Here is an 18,263-nt window from a genome sequence, read left to right on the forward strand (position 1 = left end):
CGATTTTGAACTTTAGTAAGTACTAAGATTTTACAGTTGTCTTTTTGATACTAACCATATAAACCCCTATAAATACTAATACTGCAGCCAACCCTTTGATCAAGGTAAGCTTATCTGCTCCCACTGAAATTGCAAATGTGATGGCGATCAATGGCTGGAGGTAAATAAATGCGCTTATAGTTGATGGCGACAATTGTTTTAGCGCATATATATTCAGCAAATAGGTCATAAAAGTAGTGCCGAGAACCACAAATCCCATTTTCCAGACGGCGTCAAAAGGCAAATTAGGCCAGTCTACCGCCATGAATTCTGTATATGTAACCGGGAGATTGATAAAGATCGCTATAAGGAAAAGCCATTTCATTAAAGTGATCGCATGATATTTCTTAGTTAAAGGTTTTACCAGGATGAGGTATAGACCGTAAGAAAAGGCATTTACGATAAATAGAATATTTCCCAGGGGAATATTAGGTGCGTTGAAATTCTCTCCTTTGCTAAAAAGAACCAGTACCAGAGCTCCGCCCATTCCAATGATGATCCCAAGGGTTTTAAGTAGAGTTATGCGTTCTTTAATAAGTATAGACCCAAGAATAAGAACTATTACAGGGGATAATGTAATAATTACCGAACTATTTATTGGTGTGGAAAGACTTAGGCCTTTAAAAAAGAATAGCATGTTGATCACCATTCCAAAGACCGCACAGCCTAAAATTCTTGGCCAGTCTGAGGTTGCTATCTTTTCTTTAGGGGCGAAAAGACTAATGATCCAGAATAGAATAGCAGCTCCTGTAACTCTTAATAAAATGAATCCGAAAGGTTCAATATATAAAGGCATAAGACCTTTGGCAATAGTATGGTTTACACCATAGATCGCACTTGCAGCAAAGGCGGCCAGGATAGCCATTAATCGGCTATTATCCATGAATTGATTCTTTAGCCGTAGCTATTGTTTTCTTTGAATTTCCTACAAATATTTCATCTTCCTTAATGATGACCGGACGCTTTAAAAAAGTGTAATGTTCCAGGATCAGGTTTTTATAATCTGCTTCATTCAGATCTTTATTCTTAAGATCCCTTTCTTTATATAGTCTTGCTCTCTTGCTAAATAAGGCTTCGTAACTTCCGGTTAGAGCGTGCATTTCCTCAAGTTGTTCAGGAGTGATCTCTTCAGTTTTTATATCCTGAAAAATAAAAGTTTCAGGAAGATCAAGTTCTTCAATTATTCTTTTACAGGTGTCGCAGGTAGACAGATGATACACTTTTTTCATAACCGGCATATTTCAATTCGAAAGATTTATTTTTACTAGATCTGAGGTTTTTCTTCGTTGATCTTCAGGTATTGTTCGATTTCGGACTTGGGATACGTTAGAATAAAATTTCCTGCGGAATAAGGAGCTATTTCGTAAGCATTATAATGCAAGATGATTTCATCTTTCTTGATCCCAATATTAGCAGGTAGGTGGAATTCATCATTTTTAAAGAACATCCCGGTACTATTGATATTTGTATCCACGGGAATATTCTTTTTTTGCCTGAAATCCTTCTCTACATAATCTATAAAATCTGAATTGAAAAGGTCAGATTCTTTAAGAGCTTTACCGGTTTCAGGATCAAAATTAAGATAGTTCGTGCTGCGGTATCCATGGGCTCCACCCGTGAACATATCTGTATTGAATTTAATAGAAACTATAGAAGGTGATCTATAATTGATCTTTCCTATAACCGTTGCTTCCCAGGGTAGTTCATATTCCGGAAAATCATTGGCGGTTTCCTTGTAATCCCTGATGAAATTCTCAGCTAATTCTTCCGGCTTTTCAGAGTGTCCTTCATCCTGAAAATCTATAGTGCGAACTATAATATCTTCGATCTCATTATTTATCTTTTCAGCTTCCCCGTTTCCATCTTCAGCAACTGGATAGGTCAGACTTATGAAAGTACATTCTCCATTTTCAGGAAGGCAATCATTCAGTCTTTTTTCAATGGTCCTGGAAGAAAAGGAAAGGGCCTTAATTTCGTTTTCTTCATTTTCCTTTTTCTCGTCTGCGCAGGAAATAACAAGGAATACAGCGATAAAGGCAAACAAAATTCTTCTCACAATAATTAGGTGTTAAATAACAGCATAAAGGTAAAGGCAATTTTGTGATTGCCCAACGGGCTCACTACATTTGTTTTTCAAATTTTTACGGAAGTGAAATTCAATACTAAAACAATACATGGTGGCCAGGAGAATACAGACCCTGCATATGGTTCTGTAATGCCTCCAATCTATCAAACAAGTACTTATTCCCAGAGCACTCCGGGAGGTCATAAAGGATTTGAATACTCCAGAAGTGGTAACCCAACCAGGTCAGCTTTGGAAAAGTCTGTGGCTAGTATCGAAAATGGAGAGTTTGGACTGGCTTTTGGTTCCGGACTCGCGGCGATAGATGCAGTATTGAAGCTTTTTAAACCAGGTGACGAGATCATCACTACAAATGATCTCTATGGCGGATCCTACAGATTGTTTACCAGGATCTTTGAAGATCTGGGTATAAAATTTCACTTTATCGGGATGCAGGATGCGTCAGCAATTGAAAATTATATCAATGAGAAGACAAAACTTATCTGGATAGAGACTCCAACCAATCCTATGATGAATATCATTGATATTGAGGCGGTTTCTAGTATTGCTAAAAGACATGATCTTTTACTTGCGGTAGACAATACCTTTGCGACTCCGTATCTTCAGCAACCACTGGATCTTGGTGCAGATATTATTATGCATAGCGCGACCAAATATCTTGGCGGGCATAGTGATGTTGTAATGGGATGCCTTGTGGTTAATGATAAAGAACTGGCAGAAAAATTATATTTCATTCAAAAAGCTAGTGGCGCCATTTGTGGGCCACAAGATAGTTTCCTGGTATTACGTGGCATAAAAACCCTTCATCTTAGAATGCAACGTCATTGTGAAAATGGTGAAGCTGTTGCTAAATTTTTGAAATCGAACCCAAAAATCGATAAAGTGTACTGGCCTGGATTTGAAGATCATCCAAATCATAATATCGCAAAAAGACAAATGTCAGGTTTTGGAGGGATGATCTCCTTTTCTACTAAAGAGAACACCCTGGAAAGTGCTACCAGATTAGTTGAAAAACTGAAGGTGTTTACGCTTGCCGAATCTCTTGGAGGGGTAGAATCCCTTGCAGGGCACCCGGCAACTATGACGCATGCCTCTATTCCTAAGGAGGATAGAGAGAAAACAGGAGTTGTAGATTCTCTAATCAGGCTAAGTGTGGGCGTGGAAGATGAGGAAGATCTTATCTTAGACCTGAAACAAGCTATCGGATAATTTTATAATAAATATCTATAATCAGGGCCTGGATTAACCGGGTTTTTACTTTTAAACCAACCATGAAGAAAATTTTACTCTACGTTACTTTTTGTTTATTCGCAGTTAATTATAGTATTGCGCAAAGCCTTCAGTCTCCAAATGGAAACCTGGAAATGCAATTTGAAGTTCAGGAAGACAGTATTCCTGTTTATGCCCTTTCTTACAAAGGAAAGGAAGTGATTAAAACTAGTAAACTGGGCCTCTCATTAAAGGACAGGGAAGATCTACTTTCAGGTTTTGCAATCGAATCTACAGATGAATCTACTTTTGATAATACCTGGACACCGGTTTGGGGAGAAACAAAAGAAATTAGAAATCACTACAATGAACTTGTGGTTAGCCTTAATCAGCCTTCTACGGAAAGAAAACTGGTGATAAGATTCAGACTTTTTAATGATGGTCTTGGTTTTAGATATGAATTTCCGCAGCAAGACAAGCTGGTCTACTTTGTGATCGAAGAAGAACGTACACAATTTGCAATGACTGGAGATCATACTGCTTTCTGGATTCCGGGAGATTATGATTCTCAGGAATATGATTATACCGAGTCAAAACTTTCAGAGATCAGAGGTAAATTTGATGTAGCCCTTACAGATAATGCTTCCCAGGAACAGTTTTCAAAAACCGGGGTGCAGACCTCGCTAATGATGAAGACTGAAGATGACCTGTATATCAACCTTCATGAAGCAGCCTTAATAGATTACTCTTTGATGAATTTGAACCTGGACGACGAGAATTTGATCTTTGAATCATGGTTAACTCCAGATGCTGTTGGTAATAAAGGTTACATTCAGGCACCGGCTGTTTCTCCATGGAGAACAGTAATGGTAAGTGATGATGCCAGGGATATCCTGTCTTCTAATATGAACCTGAACCTGAATGAACCCAATAAGATTGAAGATACTTCATGGATAAAGCCCATGAAGTATATTGGAGTTTGGTGGGAAATGATCACTGGTAAAAGCAGTTGGAATTATACAGATGAGTTACCATCTGTGAAGTTAGGAGAAACAGATTTTTCTAAAACCAAGCCTAACGGAAAGCATGCTGCAAATACAGATCATGTAAAGGAATATATAGATTTTGCTGCGGAACATGGTTTTGATGGCGTTCTGGTTGAAGGATGGAATGAAGGCTGGGAAGACTGGTTTGGAAAATCTAAAGATTATGTTTTCGATTTTGTAACTCCTTATCCAGATTTTGATGTAGAGGCTATTCATGATTATGCACAAAGTAAAGGTGTGAAAATGATCATGCATCATGAAACTTCAGGCGCAATTAGAAATTATGAGCGTCATATGGATACGGCATATCAATTCATGAATAAATATGACTATCCTGCCGTAAAAAGCGGATACGTTGGAGATATCATCCCCAGAGGTGAATATCATTATGGGCAATGGGCGGTGAACCATTTTCTTTATGCGGTGAAAAAGGCAGCAGATTATAAAGTGATGGTGAATGCTCATGAAGCGGTTCGTCCTACAGGATTAAGAAGAACTTACCCAAACCTTATAGGAAATGAATCTGCAAGGGGTACAGAATTTCAAGCGTTCGGAGGATCCAAGCCAAATCATGTAACCGTTCTACCATTTACCAGGTTGATTGGTGGACCAATGGATTATACACCGGGAATATTTGAAATGGATATCAGCAAACTGAATCCAGACAATAATTCTCACGTGAATAGTACGATAGCAAACCAGTTGGCATTGTATGTAACCATGTACAGTCCATTGCAAATGGCAGCCGATCTTCCTGAGAATTATAATAGATTCCCTGATGCTTTTCAGTTTATTAAGGATGTAGCGCTTGATTGGGATGAAAGTATTTATCTTGAAGCTGAGCCGGGAGATTACATTACCGTTGCCAGAAAGGAAAAAGGTAGTGGAAACTGGTTTGTTGGAAATGTGAACGGAAATGAAGTTAGGACTTCGAAGATAAAATTTGATTTCCTGGAAAAGGGAAAGAAGTATATAGCCACGGTATATTCAGATGCTGCAGATGCGCATTATAAAACGAATCCGCAGGCCTATGAGATCAAGAAATACAGAGTTAACAGTAAGTCTGAATTATCTCAAAAATCGGCTCCGGGCGGTGGTTACGCCATTAGTATTATGGAAGCAGATAAATCTGAAATCAAAGACTTGAAGAAGTTATAAAATAAAAAAAGCCCTGCGATCGCAGGGCTTTTTAATAATTCTTAATATCAGGAATTATAGAATGTTTTCGAAATTCTGCAGGAACTCCGCATGAACTTCCGTAGCATCAGGTAAAAATCCTTTTTCCTGAATAGACTGAGCATAATCGTATCCAGCTTTTGCAGATTTCAATCGTTGTACCGGAGTACCGTGGTGACCATTGCTGTCAAACCCACAATCACCAATAAAGTAAAAGTTAGTCAGAGCTTCTTTTACACGTTTCCAGTTATAAGTTCCACCTCTTTTATGTGTAAGATAGAATCCGGTTAAGAAATCTGCCTCTAATTCTGTTATTCTCGTAGATTCCGGAGTGTTTGAAAATGCTGCAACGGGATATTCCCATGCTCCGAAATTAGTGAATTGCAATTGATGGGCCCATTCATGAGAAAGGATACTGGAGATCACGATCTTATCTTCTAATCCTGTTCTCGATAATAATTCAATGATTCCATCACCTAGAACGATCGTTCCTCCAAATGTTGCAAAAGCATCTGATGCATATACGACGTTCTCAGGAATTTGATTGCTTTCGGTATTAAATTTCTCAGCAATACTTAGTAGCTCTTCAATTGTAGCACCTTCCTGTATGATCTCGTCGTTTTCATCTAATATAGGGTCATCAGCAATAAGTCCTAAATCACTGTAATTAGTGTACATGAATTCGATTACGGCTAGATTATCAAGTGTTTCAGTGTGTTGACCATGTACTCTGAACATATCAGGAGTTTGCCAGAATTTCTCCAGACTTCTTTTTTCGTTATTTACATATTTTGTGTATTCACCATCTTTTCCGAAGTAATCTACGTTGATTCCTAATTGTGCCGCATAATTGTTGATAGTAAAGTAATCTGCGTAAATAAGGTCTATTACTGGAGTATAGTTTTGTCCATCCCATATTTGAAGGATAGAACCAACAAGTTCATTGTATGCAGATGAAGTAACATCATTAAATGCAGTAGTTGAACATGCAGATGGTTCCACAGCATCGAATGCTGGAATTACAAAATTTAAATCCTGAACAGTATTCGTCTCAATTTTCAAATTGGATGATTGCTTAAAAAGATTATCAAATCCTTTTGTTTTTGTGCTAATTTCTGAACTTTCTACTGTTGAATTTTCTAGAGGAGTTTCATCCTTTTCACAGGAGGTTAACCCAAGAGTTACTGATGCAATTGCTAAATAACTTAAGTAATTTCTTAATTTCATTGTTTGTCTTTTTTAAAATGTCCTCGAAAATATTAATATCTTAATAAAAACTTAAAAGTATTGAGGTTTTAATTAACTCATTTCGCTATAATTTAAAACTTTATGAATTGTTTAAACTTTTAATATTGTAATTCATAATTGTTTATTTTGAATGAAATAAATTCAGTTTGACAGATTCAGGCTTATTTTTTAAATTCGATTTATTAATTCCCTACTTTTCCTACCTGAAAAGGAATTCTAACTATGGCTAAAAATTTACTGTTCTCTCTTATTTTCCTTTTTGCTATTAATGCATTCGGGCAACGATATAAGGATTATGAAATTGGCCCTATGGTTAATTATGAGCATACCACTTTGTATGCTTCCAATAGTGTTTTTGTGGGAGGAGAAGGTGATGATAAGGGTTTTTCAGGATTTGAGCCTAGCTACGCAGTAGGTGTTTATTTTATCTACTATTTCAAACCTAAACTTGGTTTGGGTACAGAACTTTATTTCCAGAGAACAACTTCAGCAGAGCTCGCCGGAGAATATTATAATTCTATAACATTTATGCCTTATGCCAATTTTGATCCCTTCAGGCATATACAAAACTGGTATTTTGGAGCAGGGATTGGTGCAGCATTTATCCAGGAATCACCAGATTATGGTTCAAGAGTGGCTGAAGAAGATATTAAAGTGATCACTTTACCTGTAAAGTTATCGACTTCTTATCGTATAAGAAATCATATCACATTTGAGCTTGGGGCACAAACTGAAATAATAGAGGTTGTAAGTGATAATGCCAGGAGAGTAGCTGTGTATTTAGGTGTTAAAATACCTCTTAATCGCCTTAACCGTTATTATTACCGGTAGCTAATTTTCTAGAAAATATTTCTGAAAACCTTTATCAATTTGTTTACTTCCTCTTTCGTGTTGTAGTGCACGAGGCTTACGCGTACTACACCATTCCTGTCTTCAATGCCTAGCGTTTCAATTAATTTCTTGGCATAAAAATCACCGAATCTTATTCCTATTCTGTGCTCATCTACCTGTTCCACGATCTCATCGCTTTTTAAAGTCTCATGAATAAAAGATATTGTAGGTACTCTGAGCGAAGCATCTGCAGAAGTATTTCCAATGATCCTGATCTCTGGAATGCCATTAAGGTAATTTAGTACCAGTGAAGCTAGATCTTCTTCATGTTTGGCAATGATTTGAAATGTTTTATTCAGTCTTTCTGAAAAATCTACAGTGTTATTTTCAAAATGGTGCCTGTACATTTCTTCGTAATACTCTATGATCCCAATCGTACCATAAGTGAGTTCAAAATTCATATTACCAGGTTGTAATTTATAGGGTATAGTATCCTTTCCTATAAAATAATGATTGAGACTTTCCAGTTTTGCCAGTTCATCATATTTACCATACATAACCGCCAAATGAGGTCCGTAGGTTTTGTACCAGCTAAAAGTGTAAAAATCGGCATCCAGCTCCTGGATATCTACTTTTCTATGCGGGGCGTAAGCTACACCATCAACACAAATTAAAGCGTCTGCAGCATGTACTTCTTTAGCGATCTGTTTAACAGGATTGATAGTTCCCAGGACATTGGAAGCGTGAGTAACTGCAACGAGCCTGGTCTTTTCGGTCATTAATTTCTTCAGATCCTGGATATCCAGCTCGAGAGTTTCCGTATTCACTTTCCAGGTTTTTACCTCAAAGCCTTTTTCTTTAAGATCCATCCAAGGGGAAACATTAGCCTCGTGCTCTGTATCAGTTACAATGATCTCATCGCCCTTCTTCCATTGCTGACTAATGGTAAGACTCAGAATTCTTAGGAGCATTGTAGTAGAAGAACCAATAACAATTTCCTCATCTCTGGAAGCGTTTAAAAGTTCAGTAATTCTGGAAGTTGCATGTTTCAGCTTCTTGCCAGCTTCAGCAGAAACCTTATAAGAAGCACCAAGCTGCACATTATGATTTACAAGATAGTCGCTGATATACTCTACTACTTTGCCCAATACCTGTGAGCCACCGGCATTATCCATAAAGACAAAATCTTGCTTTAATGCAGGGAATTGCTTTCTTACAAAATCTATATCTATCATTTCTCTAATAAACTTTCATTAAATAATTCGAGTATTCTCCTGTACTCATCGGTCCAGCTGCTTGGTTCCACGAAACCATGACCTTCAACCGGGTAAACGGCCATTTCCCAATCTTCTTTTCCTAGTTCGATAAGTCTCTGGGCGAGCCTTACCACATCCTGATAATGTACATTGGTGTCTACCATTCCGTGGGCGATCAATAGATCTCCTTTAAGTCCTTCAGCAAAATAAATCGGAGAGGAACGTCGATAGGCGATTGGATCTTTTGATGGTTCATTAAGGATATTTGAAGTATAACCGTGGTTGTAATGTGCCCAGTCTGTAACAGATCTAAGAGCGGCACCGGCTTTAAAAATATCGGCTTCGGTAAACATGGCCATTAGGGTGATAAAGCCACCATAACTACCTCCATAGATCCCAACTTTTTCCGGGTCGATATCATGATTTTCTAAAAGATATTTTACTCCGTCAACCTGGTCGGTAAGATCTTTGCCTCCCATATGTCGATAGATTCCGGTTCTCCAATCTCTACCGTAGCCCGCACTACCTCTGTAATCTATGTCAATTACGGTATAACCAAGGTCGGTAAGCAGGTTATGGAACATATATTCCCTGAAGTAACTGGACCACCATTTATGGGCATTTTGTAAATATCCTGCACCATGTACAAATACAACCGCAGCATTATTTTTCACATTCCCTTCAGGCACATAAAGCCTCGCAGGAACCATGGCTCCGTCACGAGCTTCAAACTTTATAAGTTCAGGCTCTCTCCAGTGGTATGCTGAAAATTCGCTTGATTGTCCGCTGGTTAATTTCTTAGCTTCAGCACTGGCCTTATTTGGTTTTAAATAAAGTTCTTCAGGCGAATTCATATAAGAATAAGTAATAGCCAGATGTTTTTCATCTGGTGATAATTTAACCTCATTTTTTCCGGTCATCGAAGTAAGTTGCTCCATTTTTCCACCCATTAATGGCATTTTATAGAAATGTCTTTCGCCGGGATGGGTTTTAGAAGAAGTGAAATACCAGTTTTTTTCATCCTTTGATATGATAGGGTCAAAGACCTCATAATCACCCGGGGTAAGATTAGTTTTCTTTCCGGTTTCAACATTGAGGATATACAAGTTGGAATATCCTGTTTCCTCACTTTGAAAATAGATGTGCTTGTTGTCTGGCAGCCATCCCATTTCCTCATATCCGTAGTAGGTATAGCCAATTCCGGGACCTGCAAGCCAGGCGTTATCACTTTGTCTTTCTATGGATTTAATTTCTCCGGTTTTAAGATCTATTAGGCCTATCCACCTGTCTTTATTATCTGTAGATCTTATATTTACTACTGCTTTTTCGCCATTTTCTGAAAATTTGACCTGGGAAGGAATAACCTTTCTAGGTTCTTCTTTCCACTCACGATCGGGGTAGTCTTCGGTATAATCTGGTAAATCACTAATCCCGGATAAGTTCGAAAGGTCTACTATAATTACAGTATCTTTTTCAAAATTATAGATGCCGAGTTCTGCGGTATATTCCATGTCACCAACTTTACTGCGCGCAGATAAATTTTCGGTATAAGCACTCTCATCTACATAATCTGGAACGTCTGTGCTTTTTCCTCTTTCCCTTTCTATTAAGCTGAATCCAGCGTACTTTGCATCAGGCGATACCTGGAGATTTCCCAGGTCTTTACCTTTTAAATAGAATTCGAATTCATCTTCAGCAATAGATTCCCGGTAAGCTTTAGAATTTTCTTTTTCTTCTTTTCTTTCTCTAACTACCTGTAGAAGCTCGATATTTTCATTCTGCAACCACTCATCTTTTTCTGAAATTTTATCTTCCTTGTCCTCTTTGGAAGAACCTTTTTTAAAATGTGTAAGTTGTTTGATGCTTCCTGTTTTCAGATCATAAACAAATGCATTGTCTTCCGCATGAAAAACCAGTTGATCTTCATTTTTTAAAAATTCGGGAGAATTAATTGCAAAAGAAAGATCCAGAAGTTCCTTGCTGGTTCGTGATTTAAGGTCATATAAATACAGGTCTCCATCTTTAATATAGATCTTCCTGGATGCGGTAGAATTGAAATCACCACTTTCAGGAATTAGCTGTTGCTTTTCTGAAGCCGTAACCTTCAGGATCTTCTCTGGGTTATCAATTTCAATTCTATAAAGGGAATCTGAAGTGTTTTTTTCAGGATTATAATCAAAATAAATATTCTCATTATGAATACCCCAACGAACATTTTGGGGGAAAGTTCCCATCCAGCTGGGATCTTGCATGATCTTTTGTACGCTTAGATCTGAAGTCTGGGAAAAAGAGAATAAGGTTCCTGCAAAAATCAGGAACGCGGTAGAAAAACTTCTGAACATAAATAAATCGTTTCAATCTAAATTAAGGATTGCCAATATAACTAAATTTTGAATGTGGTTTAAACCTTAGGCACTTCCCAGGGTCTAATTTCAAAGGTTTTATAAAAAGCCGATATTGTAAACCAAATATTTACCACCAAAACATTTATTTATGATTAAAAAAATTACTGTTACTGGAATTCTTCTTTTCTTTTCGGTAATACAGTTCTCTGCACAAACTAAACAGGAAATGGTTAGTAAGATCGTGACAGAGGTAAACGAAAATTCTCAATTAGAAGTACTGGCACATGAACTTATGGATGTAGTAGGTCCGCGTCTTGTTGGAACTCCACAAATGAAAAATGCCAATGACTGGGCTGTAAAAAAATACAATAGCTGGGATATATCTGCCAGAAATGAAGAATGGGGAAAATGGAAAGGCTGGGAAAGAGGAATTACTCATGTAGACCTAATTTCACCTCGAGTACAAAGTCTTGAGGCCAGACAACTTGCCTGGAGCCCTTCTACAGGTAAGAAAGGAGTGACTGCTGAGGTTATGATCCTTCCGGAAGCAAGCGATTCTCTTGATTTTGTTGAAAAACTGAAATCTGTGAAAGGCAAATTTGTGATGATCTCTATGCCACAGCCAACAGGAAGACCAGATGATAACTGGGAAGAATGGGCTACAAAAGAATCTTTTGAGAAAATGAAAAAAGACAGAGATTCTCTGGATAAATTATGGGATGAAAGACTAAGAAAAACGGGACTTTCCAGAAGAGAATTACCAAAAGCTCTGGAAGATGCTGGAGCAGAAGGAATTATTAGTTCTTACTGGTCCAGAGGTTTTGGAGTAAACAAGATCTTTTCGGCTTCTACAGAAGAAGTTCCTACTATAGATGTTTCCCTGGAAGACTATGGACTTCTATACAGACTAGCGGAATACGGTAATAAACCAACCATAAAAGTAGTTGCGGAATCTTCAGAACTTGGAGAAGTACCAACCTTTAATACTATAGCAGAGATCAAGGGAACTGAAAAGCCAGAAGAATATGTGATTCTTTCCGCGCATTTTGACAGTTGGGATGGAGCTACCGGAGCAACAGATAATGGTACCGGTACTATCGTAATGATGGAAGCAATGCGAATACTGAAGAAATTCTATCCTAATCCAAAAAGAACTATTCTGGTTGGACATTGGGGGAGTGAAGAGCAGGGACTTAACGGTTCACGCGCTTTTGTAAAGGATCACCCGGAAATTGTAGAGAACGTTCAGGCATTATTCAACCAGGATAACGGAACAGGTAGAGTTGTAAATATTTCTGGAAACGGATTTCTTAATTCTTATGATTACATAGGAAGCTGGTTGTATGAAGTCCCAGAGGATGTGACCAAACATATCGAAACAAATTTCCCGGGTACTCCAGGTAGAGGAGGATCAGATTATGCATCTTTTGTTGCTGCTGGTGCACCTGCATTCAATTTAAGTTCTTTAAGCTGGGATTACTGGAATTATACCTGGCATACGAACAGAGATACTTATGATAAGATCGTTTTTGATGATGTTAAGAATAATGTGATCTTAACGGCAGTTTTGGCCTATATGGCCAGTGAAGATCCAGAAAGGACCTCTAGAGAAAAGATTAAATTACCTGTAAGTAAAAGAACAGGAGAGCAGATGAGCTGGCCAGAAGCCAGAGATGCTGAGAGAGCAGGTATGCTTGAAGACTAAAATTTAATAAAGGCAGTTAATCCTGAAATTTCAACTTCAGCTGGTTAGCTGCCTTTGTATATCCGCCATCACCACCATCAATAAAATGAATGTGTTGATCTGAGCTCATATCCTTTACATAACAGGACATGATGCTTTCCTTACTTACATGGTGGCCGTATTTAATAAGGCCAAGATTTTCAAGTTTATCCAGGTACTTTATAAGCCTTTTTCTCTGGGAACTATTTCCTGTGATCACCGTATTTATTCTCCCATCCAGGGTTAAATTATCAGAGAGTTCAACTAATTTCAGCATATAGCTTTTACCGGCATTTGTCTTTTTCAGATAGATCTCTCCAAAATTTGCGATCAGAAAGCTTTTTATGAAAACTGCGAAGTTCCAGGTTCCCAGTTTTGCCTTCATTTCATCTTTGATCCTTTGGAGTCCGGCTTTTATCTTAAGCCTTTTGATTGAAATAGGTTTTCTTTTTCCAATGGAGCCGTAGATCTCATCTATAGCTTTCATCACTTTGGAATATACTCTGGAAAAATCTGCTTCTTCGCATCCCGAAATGATCAAACTAACTACTTCCTGATCTTTGTATGGGGGTTTAATGCGATCCCATTTACATTCCATCCCCTCGAGATCAAGAGGCGTAGAATCTGGAGATATCTCCTGTGTGTTAGGATTATTTTTGATCTTTTCTTCAGCATATTGAAGACCATTTCCCAGAACTACCGGGATATTCATTACCTGGTTCACTTTCACTCTTGCTATCTTCAGGTCTATATTGTCTTTATACACACTAGCTATACTATAACTGCCAATGGCCAGACTAAAACCAAAGTTCTTTTCAGAATTTAGATTATGCTTTTGTAATACTGAAAGGGATTGTGCGAGGATCACTTCAGGAATTAGAAAAGTAGCCCCATCTCCTCCGAAGAAAAAAGGAACGTTTAGATTATGCATTTCTGCCAGGTTTAAAACAGCAATAACGCATCCCGTAGCGACAAGATTAACGTGATTATGATTACCGTTTTTAACCGCCTGGGTAGAATTGCGAATATCAGCAACCAGAATATACCAGTCCTCTGGTAATTCCTTAAAATTTTTCTCTGCACCTAGAAGAGCACTTAAAGAAGTATCCCGAATTTCGAGATTAGCATAGAAATTAGTAGTACTCATACACAATAGGTCCCAACATAAGCCAAATAATTTCTAATGGAACAATCTGGAAATAGATATTTTTAGTTTAGTTCAGATCCAACAGGAACACTGCAATCATGACCAGGTTCTCCATGTGCAGGATTGATCTTTGGCGTAGCACTTTGAAGTCTTACGGGTGAAGTGGTCATATCTGTATTATTTGTAGACGATGTTGTTGCCTGGTCTAGTGGTGCACCAACCGGAAGATCACATCTATGTCCTTCTTCACCGTGAGCAGGATTGTATTTTGTATCAGAACTTTTCGCCATTTCTTCCTTCATCTTTTCAGAAGAAGATGTCTCGGTAACTGCCTCTTCTTTTTGCTCGTTTTTTTCTTCATCCTTGCAGGAATAGATCAACACAGATAAAAGACAGATCATTATAACGGGTAAGTGATGTATTCTTTTCATAACTAAGTATTTTATGATATAAAGATATTTAAATTATTCGGTAATTTCTTTTAGCTCTGCTTCTGAAATTGTTAGAATTCCGGAAGGTGGTAACCTGGTGATCATCTCTTTCCAGTTCTTATCTGCTTCAAAAACAATATTAAAGATCGGTTTAGCGTCCTCTATTCTACCGCTGTTAGCTAGGGCAACTGCTTTCCAGAATTTCATCTCGAGGTTTTCCGGGAACATTTTTTCGGCAGTGCCATATTCTTTAAGCGCTTTTTCCATATCTCCGGCTTCTACAGCAAGATCACCTTTGTTCATATGCTCATAGGCTCTGGCGACCTTTAATAGTCTTGATAATTCCTGAATAGGATTTTCATGATCATCAACTCTAAGATCTATCTTTTTGTCTTCCCAGCTTTTATCTGTTCTTTCAGGACCAACCACGATAAGTGCAGCAGATTGTTTACCGCGTATATCGCCTCCTGCTTCCTGGGCAGCTTTTAAAGCTTCAACAACTCTTTCTGCCAGTGGATAATCTGAATATTGAACGAATGCTTCAGCCATGGCTGGAACAACCTTATCGTTGATCATCATATTAGCCTGAACCGAGAAGTTCTTTCCCTGAAGATCTTCAGCTGCTTCTACGCAATTCTTTCCGGTGAATCCGGAAACATTTCCGTTAGCGTCCAAAAATGCGATCTGCCTGAATGCTCTACCTTCATCCTTTTCAACCAATTGGGTTAAAGCCTGTTCCGCAGAAACTCCGCTGGCCATTAATTCCAGGCCTTCAGGTCCGTAAGCAGGATTTACAAAAGATTGGGTGGCCACAACTCCTACACCAGCTTTACCCCAGGAAACTATAGAACCAACCGAAAACCAGTGACTCTGCACTCCAACTGCCATTTCACCGGTAACGGTATCCCTGGCTACGATAGAATAGGTATGAGCAAACGCATCTTTTTCAGCATTAATATTCTGTGAAGAAAGTGAGGTTATGCTAAGAAAACAAAAAAATAGTAATAGTCTGTTCATAATTTCCGGCTTGCGTGAATGCTTAAAGATATAGATTCTACAGCAGACTTTAGAAAGAATGATGCAGGCTTAATTGCAGCTGGCCTTTATCTACAGAATTAGTGCTTTGCAACATATACCCAGCCTGGATTTTCAGATTGTCTTTTAAAGCATAACCCAACGCGGAATAAAATCTATTGCGGTCAAAAATTTCTACATTACGTCCATTCCCAATATCCCGCTGACCATTGATGAAAACTTCGTTATACAGAGCCAGGTAAATGGCATCTTTGTTTAAGTTAGGCTGATTAAAGGGAATATTAATGAACAGGTTGTAACGATATCTCGTCCTGAAATCCTGGTCTTCTACCCAGCGCTGTTCATATCTAAATCTATGTTTAAGGTAAATTCTTTCAGAAATTTTATGCGGAAACAGAGCTTCCTGGTAGATCCTGCTTTCAGAGGAAGTATCATTGGAGTCGCCAAAGGCTCCCGTGGTTATATTTCCATAACCCAGAGTTAGCAGGATGTTTTCATTAGCGCGGTAAGTAACGCCAGCCCTTAACAATAATTGTTCAAGGTCACCAATAACATCCCAGTTTCGATATTGCACATCACCCTGGAGTCCAAATCTTGATTCGCCAAGATCTGTGTTCCAGAAATACATATACCACCCACCCAATTGATCACCATCGACCTGGGCCAGCGCATTAAAATTGAAAAATAAAGAGAAAAGTAATAGTAAGGTAAATTTTTTCAAAGCAAAGATTTTTAGGGCAAATCTAAAATTATGCTGCCTTAAAGACAAGTCTGCTCTGGTATTCAGTTAATTTTTAACTTTTGTTACTAGAAGATAAACCGGGCCACCATCTACCGGGTAGCCTTCTATGCGAGAAGCCGTAATTTCTACTTCCTGATCTTCATATTCTTCCAGGTTCACAGTATCGCTTTTAAGTGCGTAAAAGTCACTTTGCGCTTCTAGTCTGTGGGTTCCATATTGGTAAGTTGTAATTCCGGCCGGCTTGATGATGCCATAATATTTCTCTTCGTTATGAGTTCTTCCTGAGCTGCAACTGGTTTGAAACAGTAAAAAGAAACTGGTAAATAGTGTAATTGCTAACCGCATTAATCATGATTTATAGATACCTTTAATATAATATTTTAAATAAATTTTAGAAAATTGAATATTTAGGGATGCATTTTTATTTTCTAGCTGAAACCGCTTATTTTTGTGGCAACCGGCCTCATAGTTCAATGGATAGAATAGAAGTTTCCTAAACTTTAGATCCAGGTTCGATTCCTGGTGAGGCTACTAGGAAGGGCATACCTCAAACCAAAAGCCTGTTAATCATCTCATTATTGAGGGCTTATTTTTTTTGATATTATCTGATCGTATAATAGCAAAGTATAACAGCCTAGAATATGTTTCAATTAGAAATCCATAATTGACAAGACACCGAAAGTTAGGTGTATCAGGAAGTTTATAAGTTTATACAAAGGCGTCATCTTTTATTCCAAATTTTCTAGTTGAGTCGCGCTGTATTATTTGCGCTTTAAGAATAAAAGATACTGGTTCAGGTGGCAGTATACCTTCTATTCTATCTACCATGGTACTCACCGCAAGTTCACCTTGTTCTTTAGCTTTTTGATCTATACTAGTTAATGACGGGATAAAAGTTTCCCCCATTTTTCCATTTGTAAAACCAATTAGAGAAACTTCATGCGGAATTGTATAGCCACAACCCAGAATATTTCTTGCTGTGAGGATTGTAGTAAGCTCATCTGAAGTTATTATACCGTCCAGTTGTTTATTCTTCAGCAGTTTTTTTAACTCTGCTACTGGAAAGTTGTCACAATTTACCTCAAGGATCTTTGGTTCGAAATCATTTTGAGTAACCACTTTTGTATAGCCCTCGATTCTATTTTCATTTACACTTGTATTCGAAATTCCGGAGAAGTAACAAACCTGCTTGCAACCGGAATTGATGAGTTCCATCGTCGCAAGCTCAGCTTCAAGAGTGTCATTAATTGATATTTTATCGGCTTCAATACCTTCAATGAGCCTATCGAACATTACAATGGGAATATCAAATTTTTTAGGAAGGTTAAGGTGATCAGTTTTTAAAGTCGCTTGGGTTTCTTTGGAAGGAGATATCAATATTCCATCTACCTGGGACCTTATGAGCATTTCAACCGCTTGTTTCTCTTTTTGTATAGATTCCTTAGAAATACATATAATGACTTTATAACCAAGTTGAGAAGCTTTCTCTTCTATACCATCCAGGACCATAGAAAAGAAATTGGATAGAATAGCCGGAACTATTACTCCCAAAGTTCTGGTCTTTTTGAATTTTAGCCCCTGGGCAAAGCTATTTGGAAAATATTCGTGGATGTCTGCAAGTTCTTTAACTCTCTTCTTCGTTAAAGAACTTATCTCGGGGCTGTCATTAAGAGCTTTAGAAACGGTACTTACAGACAGGTCTAATTGCTTGGCCAGTTCCTTTAAAGTTATGTGATTTTTCATAAAGGGTATTCTTTAGGAATCCAATATAATAACAATAATGTTATCGATTACATTATAGGGGATAGTTGGGAAATATGTCAATGATTCTAGTCAATATATTTTGAAATCCTAAAAAATACAGCCATAAAACCTATTTATTCTATAATTAGGCAGCTCTTGAATCAGAAAAATTCAAAAATTAGCCGTAAAAATTTTGTAATTAGTAATTA

At 37.8% G+C, this 18,263-nt stretch carries 16 protein-coding genes and 1 tRNA gene; 5 read left to right on the forward strand and 12 right to left on the reverse strand.

Features of this window, described 5'->3' with window-relative positions; translation table 11 throughout:
* Positions 1 to 22: 22 nt before the first annotated feature.
* From G530_RS0102530 to G530_RS0102540, 3 genes are read right to left on the reverse strand one after another with little or no spacing between them, the layout of a single operon-like run.
* Positions 23 to 922 (reverse strand): DMT family transporter, encoded by a 900-nt coding sequence (locus G530_RS0102530; RefSeq protein WP_026933031.1) that lies wholly within the window; start codon positions 920 to 922, stop codon positions 23 to 25.
* The gene (locus G530_RS0102535; RefSeq protein WP_026933032.1) at positions 915 to 1,268 is read right to left on the reverse strand and encodes an arsenate reductase family protein; all 354 of its coding nucleotides are present in this window, start codon (positions 1,266 to 1,268) and stop codon (positions 915 to 917) included. The genes G530_RS0102530 and G530_RS0102535 overlap by 8 nt, the downstream gene beginning before the upstream one ends.
* A gap of 35 nt (positions 1,269 to 1,303) precedes the next feature.
* On the reverse strand, positions 1,304 to 2,095 hold the full coding sequence (locus G530_RS0102540; RefSeq protein WP_084519368.1) for a DUF3298 and DUF4163 domain-containing protein: 792 nt from the start codon (positions 2,093 to 2,095) through the stop codon (positions 1,304 to 1,306).
* Positions 2,096 to 2,188: 93 nt separating this feature from the next.
* Between G530_RS0102540 and G530_RS0102545 the strand changes: the two genes are divergently transcribed.
* Together G530_RS0102545 and G530_RS0102550 are read left to right on the forward strand one after the other, a co-directional pair.
* Positions 2,189 to 3,331, forward strand: a complete 1,143-nt coding sequence (locus tag G530_RS0102545) for a cystathionine gamma-synthase (protein WP_026933034.1) — start codon at positions 2,189 to 2,191, stop codon at positions 3,329 to 3,331.
* Positions 3,332 to 3,393: 62 nt separating this feature from the next.
* Entirely contained in the window at positions 3,394 to 5,535 is a 2,142-nt protein-coding gene (locus G530_RS0102550; RefSeq protein ID WP_026933035.1) for a glycoside hydrolase family 97 protein, read from the forward strand.
* A 54-nt stretch (positions 5,536 to 5,589) separates the two neighbouring features.
* Here G530_RS0102550 and G530_RS0102555 read toward each other — a convergent pair whose 3' ends face one another.
* Positions 5,590 to 6,780 carry a hypothetical protein gene (locus G530_RS0102555; protein ID WP_026933036.1) on the reverse strand — a complete coding sequence of 397 codons (1,191 nt, stop codon included), beginning with the start codon at positions 6,778 to 6,780 and terminating at the stop codon, positions 5,590 to 5,592.
* A gap of 243 nt (positions 6,781 to 7,023) precedes the next feature.
* On the opposite strand from G530_RS0102555, the gene G530_RS0102560 reads away from it, so the two are divergent.
* On the forward strand, positions 7,024 to 7,632 hold the full coding sequence (locus G530_RS0102560; RefSeq protein ID WP_026933037.1) for a hypothetical protein: 609 nt from the start codon (positions 7,024 to 7,026) through the stop codon (positions 7,630 to 7,632).
* A gap of 8 nt (positions 7,633 to 7,640) precedes the next feature.
* Here the strand turns inward: G530_RS0102560 and G530_RS0102565 are convergent, their stop codons facing one another.
* Entirely contained in the window at positions 7,641 to 8,867 is a 1,227-nt protein-coding gene (locus G530_RS0102565) for a cysteine desulfurase-like protein (RefSeq protein WP_035715706.1), read from the reverse strand.
* Entirely contained in the window at positions 8,864 to 11,230 is a 2,367-nt protein-coding gene (locus G530_RS0102570) for a S9 family peptidase (protein WP_026933039.1), read from the reverse strand. The genes G530_RS0102565 and G530_RS0102570 overlap by 4 nt, the downstream gene beginning before the upstream one ends.
* Positions 11,231 to 11,381: 151 nt before the next feature.
* On the opposite strand from G530_RS0102570, the gene G530_RS0102575 reads away from it, so the two are divergent.
* A complete protein-coding gene (locus G530_RS0102575) occupies positions 11,382 to 12,938 on the forward strand; it encodes a M20/M25/M40 family metallo-hydrolase (protein ID WP_026933040.1) in 1,557 nt (518 codons plus the stop codon).
* A gap of 16 nt (positions 12,939 to 12,954) precedes the next feature.
* On the opposite strand, the gene G530_RS0102580 is transcribed toward G530_RS0102575, so the two are convergent.
* The 5 genes from G530_RS0102580 to G530_RS0102600 form a co-directional block, all read right to left on the reverse strand.
* The gene (locus G530_RS0102580; protein WP_035715708.1) at positions 12,955 to 14,103 is read right to left on the reverse strand and encodes a DUF3095 family protein; all 1,149 of its coding nucleotides are present in this window, start codon (positions 14,101 to 14,103) and stop codon (positions 12,955 to 12,957) included.
* A gap of 62 nt (positions 14,104 to 14,165) precedes the next feature.
* Positions 14,166 to 14,534: a hypothetical protein gene (locus tag G530_RS0102585; RefSeq protein WP_026933042.1), complete on the reverse strand. Its 369-nt coding sequence runs from the start codon at positions 14,532 to 14,534 to the stop codon at positions 14,166 to 14,168.
* Between the two features lie 33 nt (positions 14,535 to 14,567).
* On the reverse strand, positions 14,568 to 15,551 hold the full coding sequence (locus G530_RS0102590; RefSeq protein ID WP_026933043.1) for a DUF1028 domain-containing protein: 984 nt from the start codon (positions 15,549 to 15,551) through the stop codon (positions 14,568 to 14,570).
* Between the two features lie 49 nt (positions 15,552 to 15,600).
* Positions 15,601 to 16,290 (reverse strand): DUF2490 domain-containing protein, encoded by a 690-nt coding sequence (locus tag G530_RS0102595; RefSeq protein ID WP_026933044.1) that lies wholly within the window; start codon positions 16,288 to 16,290, stop codon positions 15,601 to 15,603.
* Between the two features lie 66 nt (positions 16,291 to 16,356).
* Positions 16,357 to 16,656: a hypothetical protein gene (locus tag G530_RS0102600; protein ID WP_026933045.1), complete on the reverse strand. Its 300-nt coding sequence runs from the start codon at positions 16,654 to 16,656 to the stop codon at positions 16,357 to 16,359.
* A 114-nt stretch (positions 16,657 to 16,770) separates the two neighbouring features.
* Here G530_RS0102600 and G530_RS0102605 point away from each other — a divergent pair.
* Positions 16,771 to 16,842 (forward strand) — tRNA-Arg (locus G530_RS0102605).
* A 177-nt stretch (positions 16,843 to 17,019) separates the two neighbouring features.
* On the opposite strand, the gene G530_RS0102610 is transcribed toward G530_RS0102605, so the two are convergent.
* Positions 17,020 to 18,054, reverse strand: a complete 1,035-nt coding sequence (locus G530_RS0102610; RefSeq protein ID WP_026933046.1) for a LacI family DNA-binding transcriptional regulator — start codon at positions 18,052 to 18,054, stop codon at positions 17,020 to 17,022.
* Between the last annotated feature and the right edge of the window lie 209 nt (positions 18,055 to 18,263).

The sequence above is a fragment of the Christiangramia echinicola DSM 19838 genome, from assembly GCF_000423065.1.
GTDB classification, from domain to species: domain Bacteria; phylum Bacteroidota; class Bacteroidia; order Flavobacteriales; family Flavobacteriaceae; genus Christiangramia; species Christiangramia echinicola.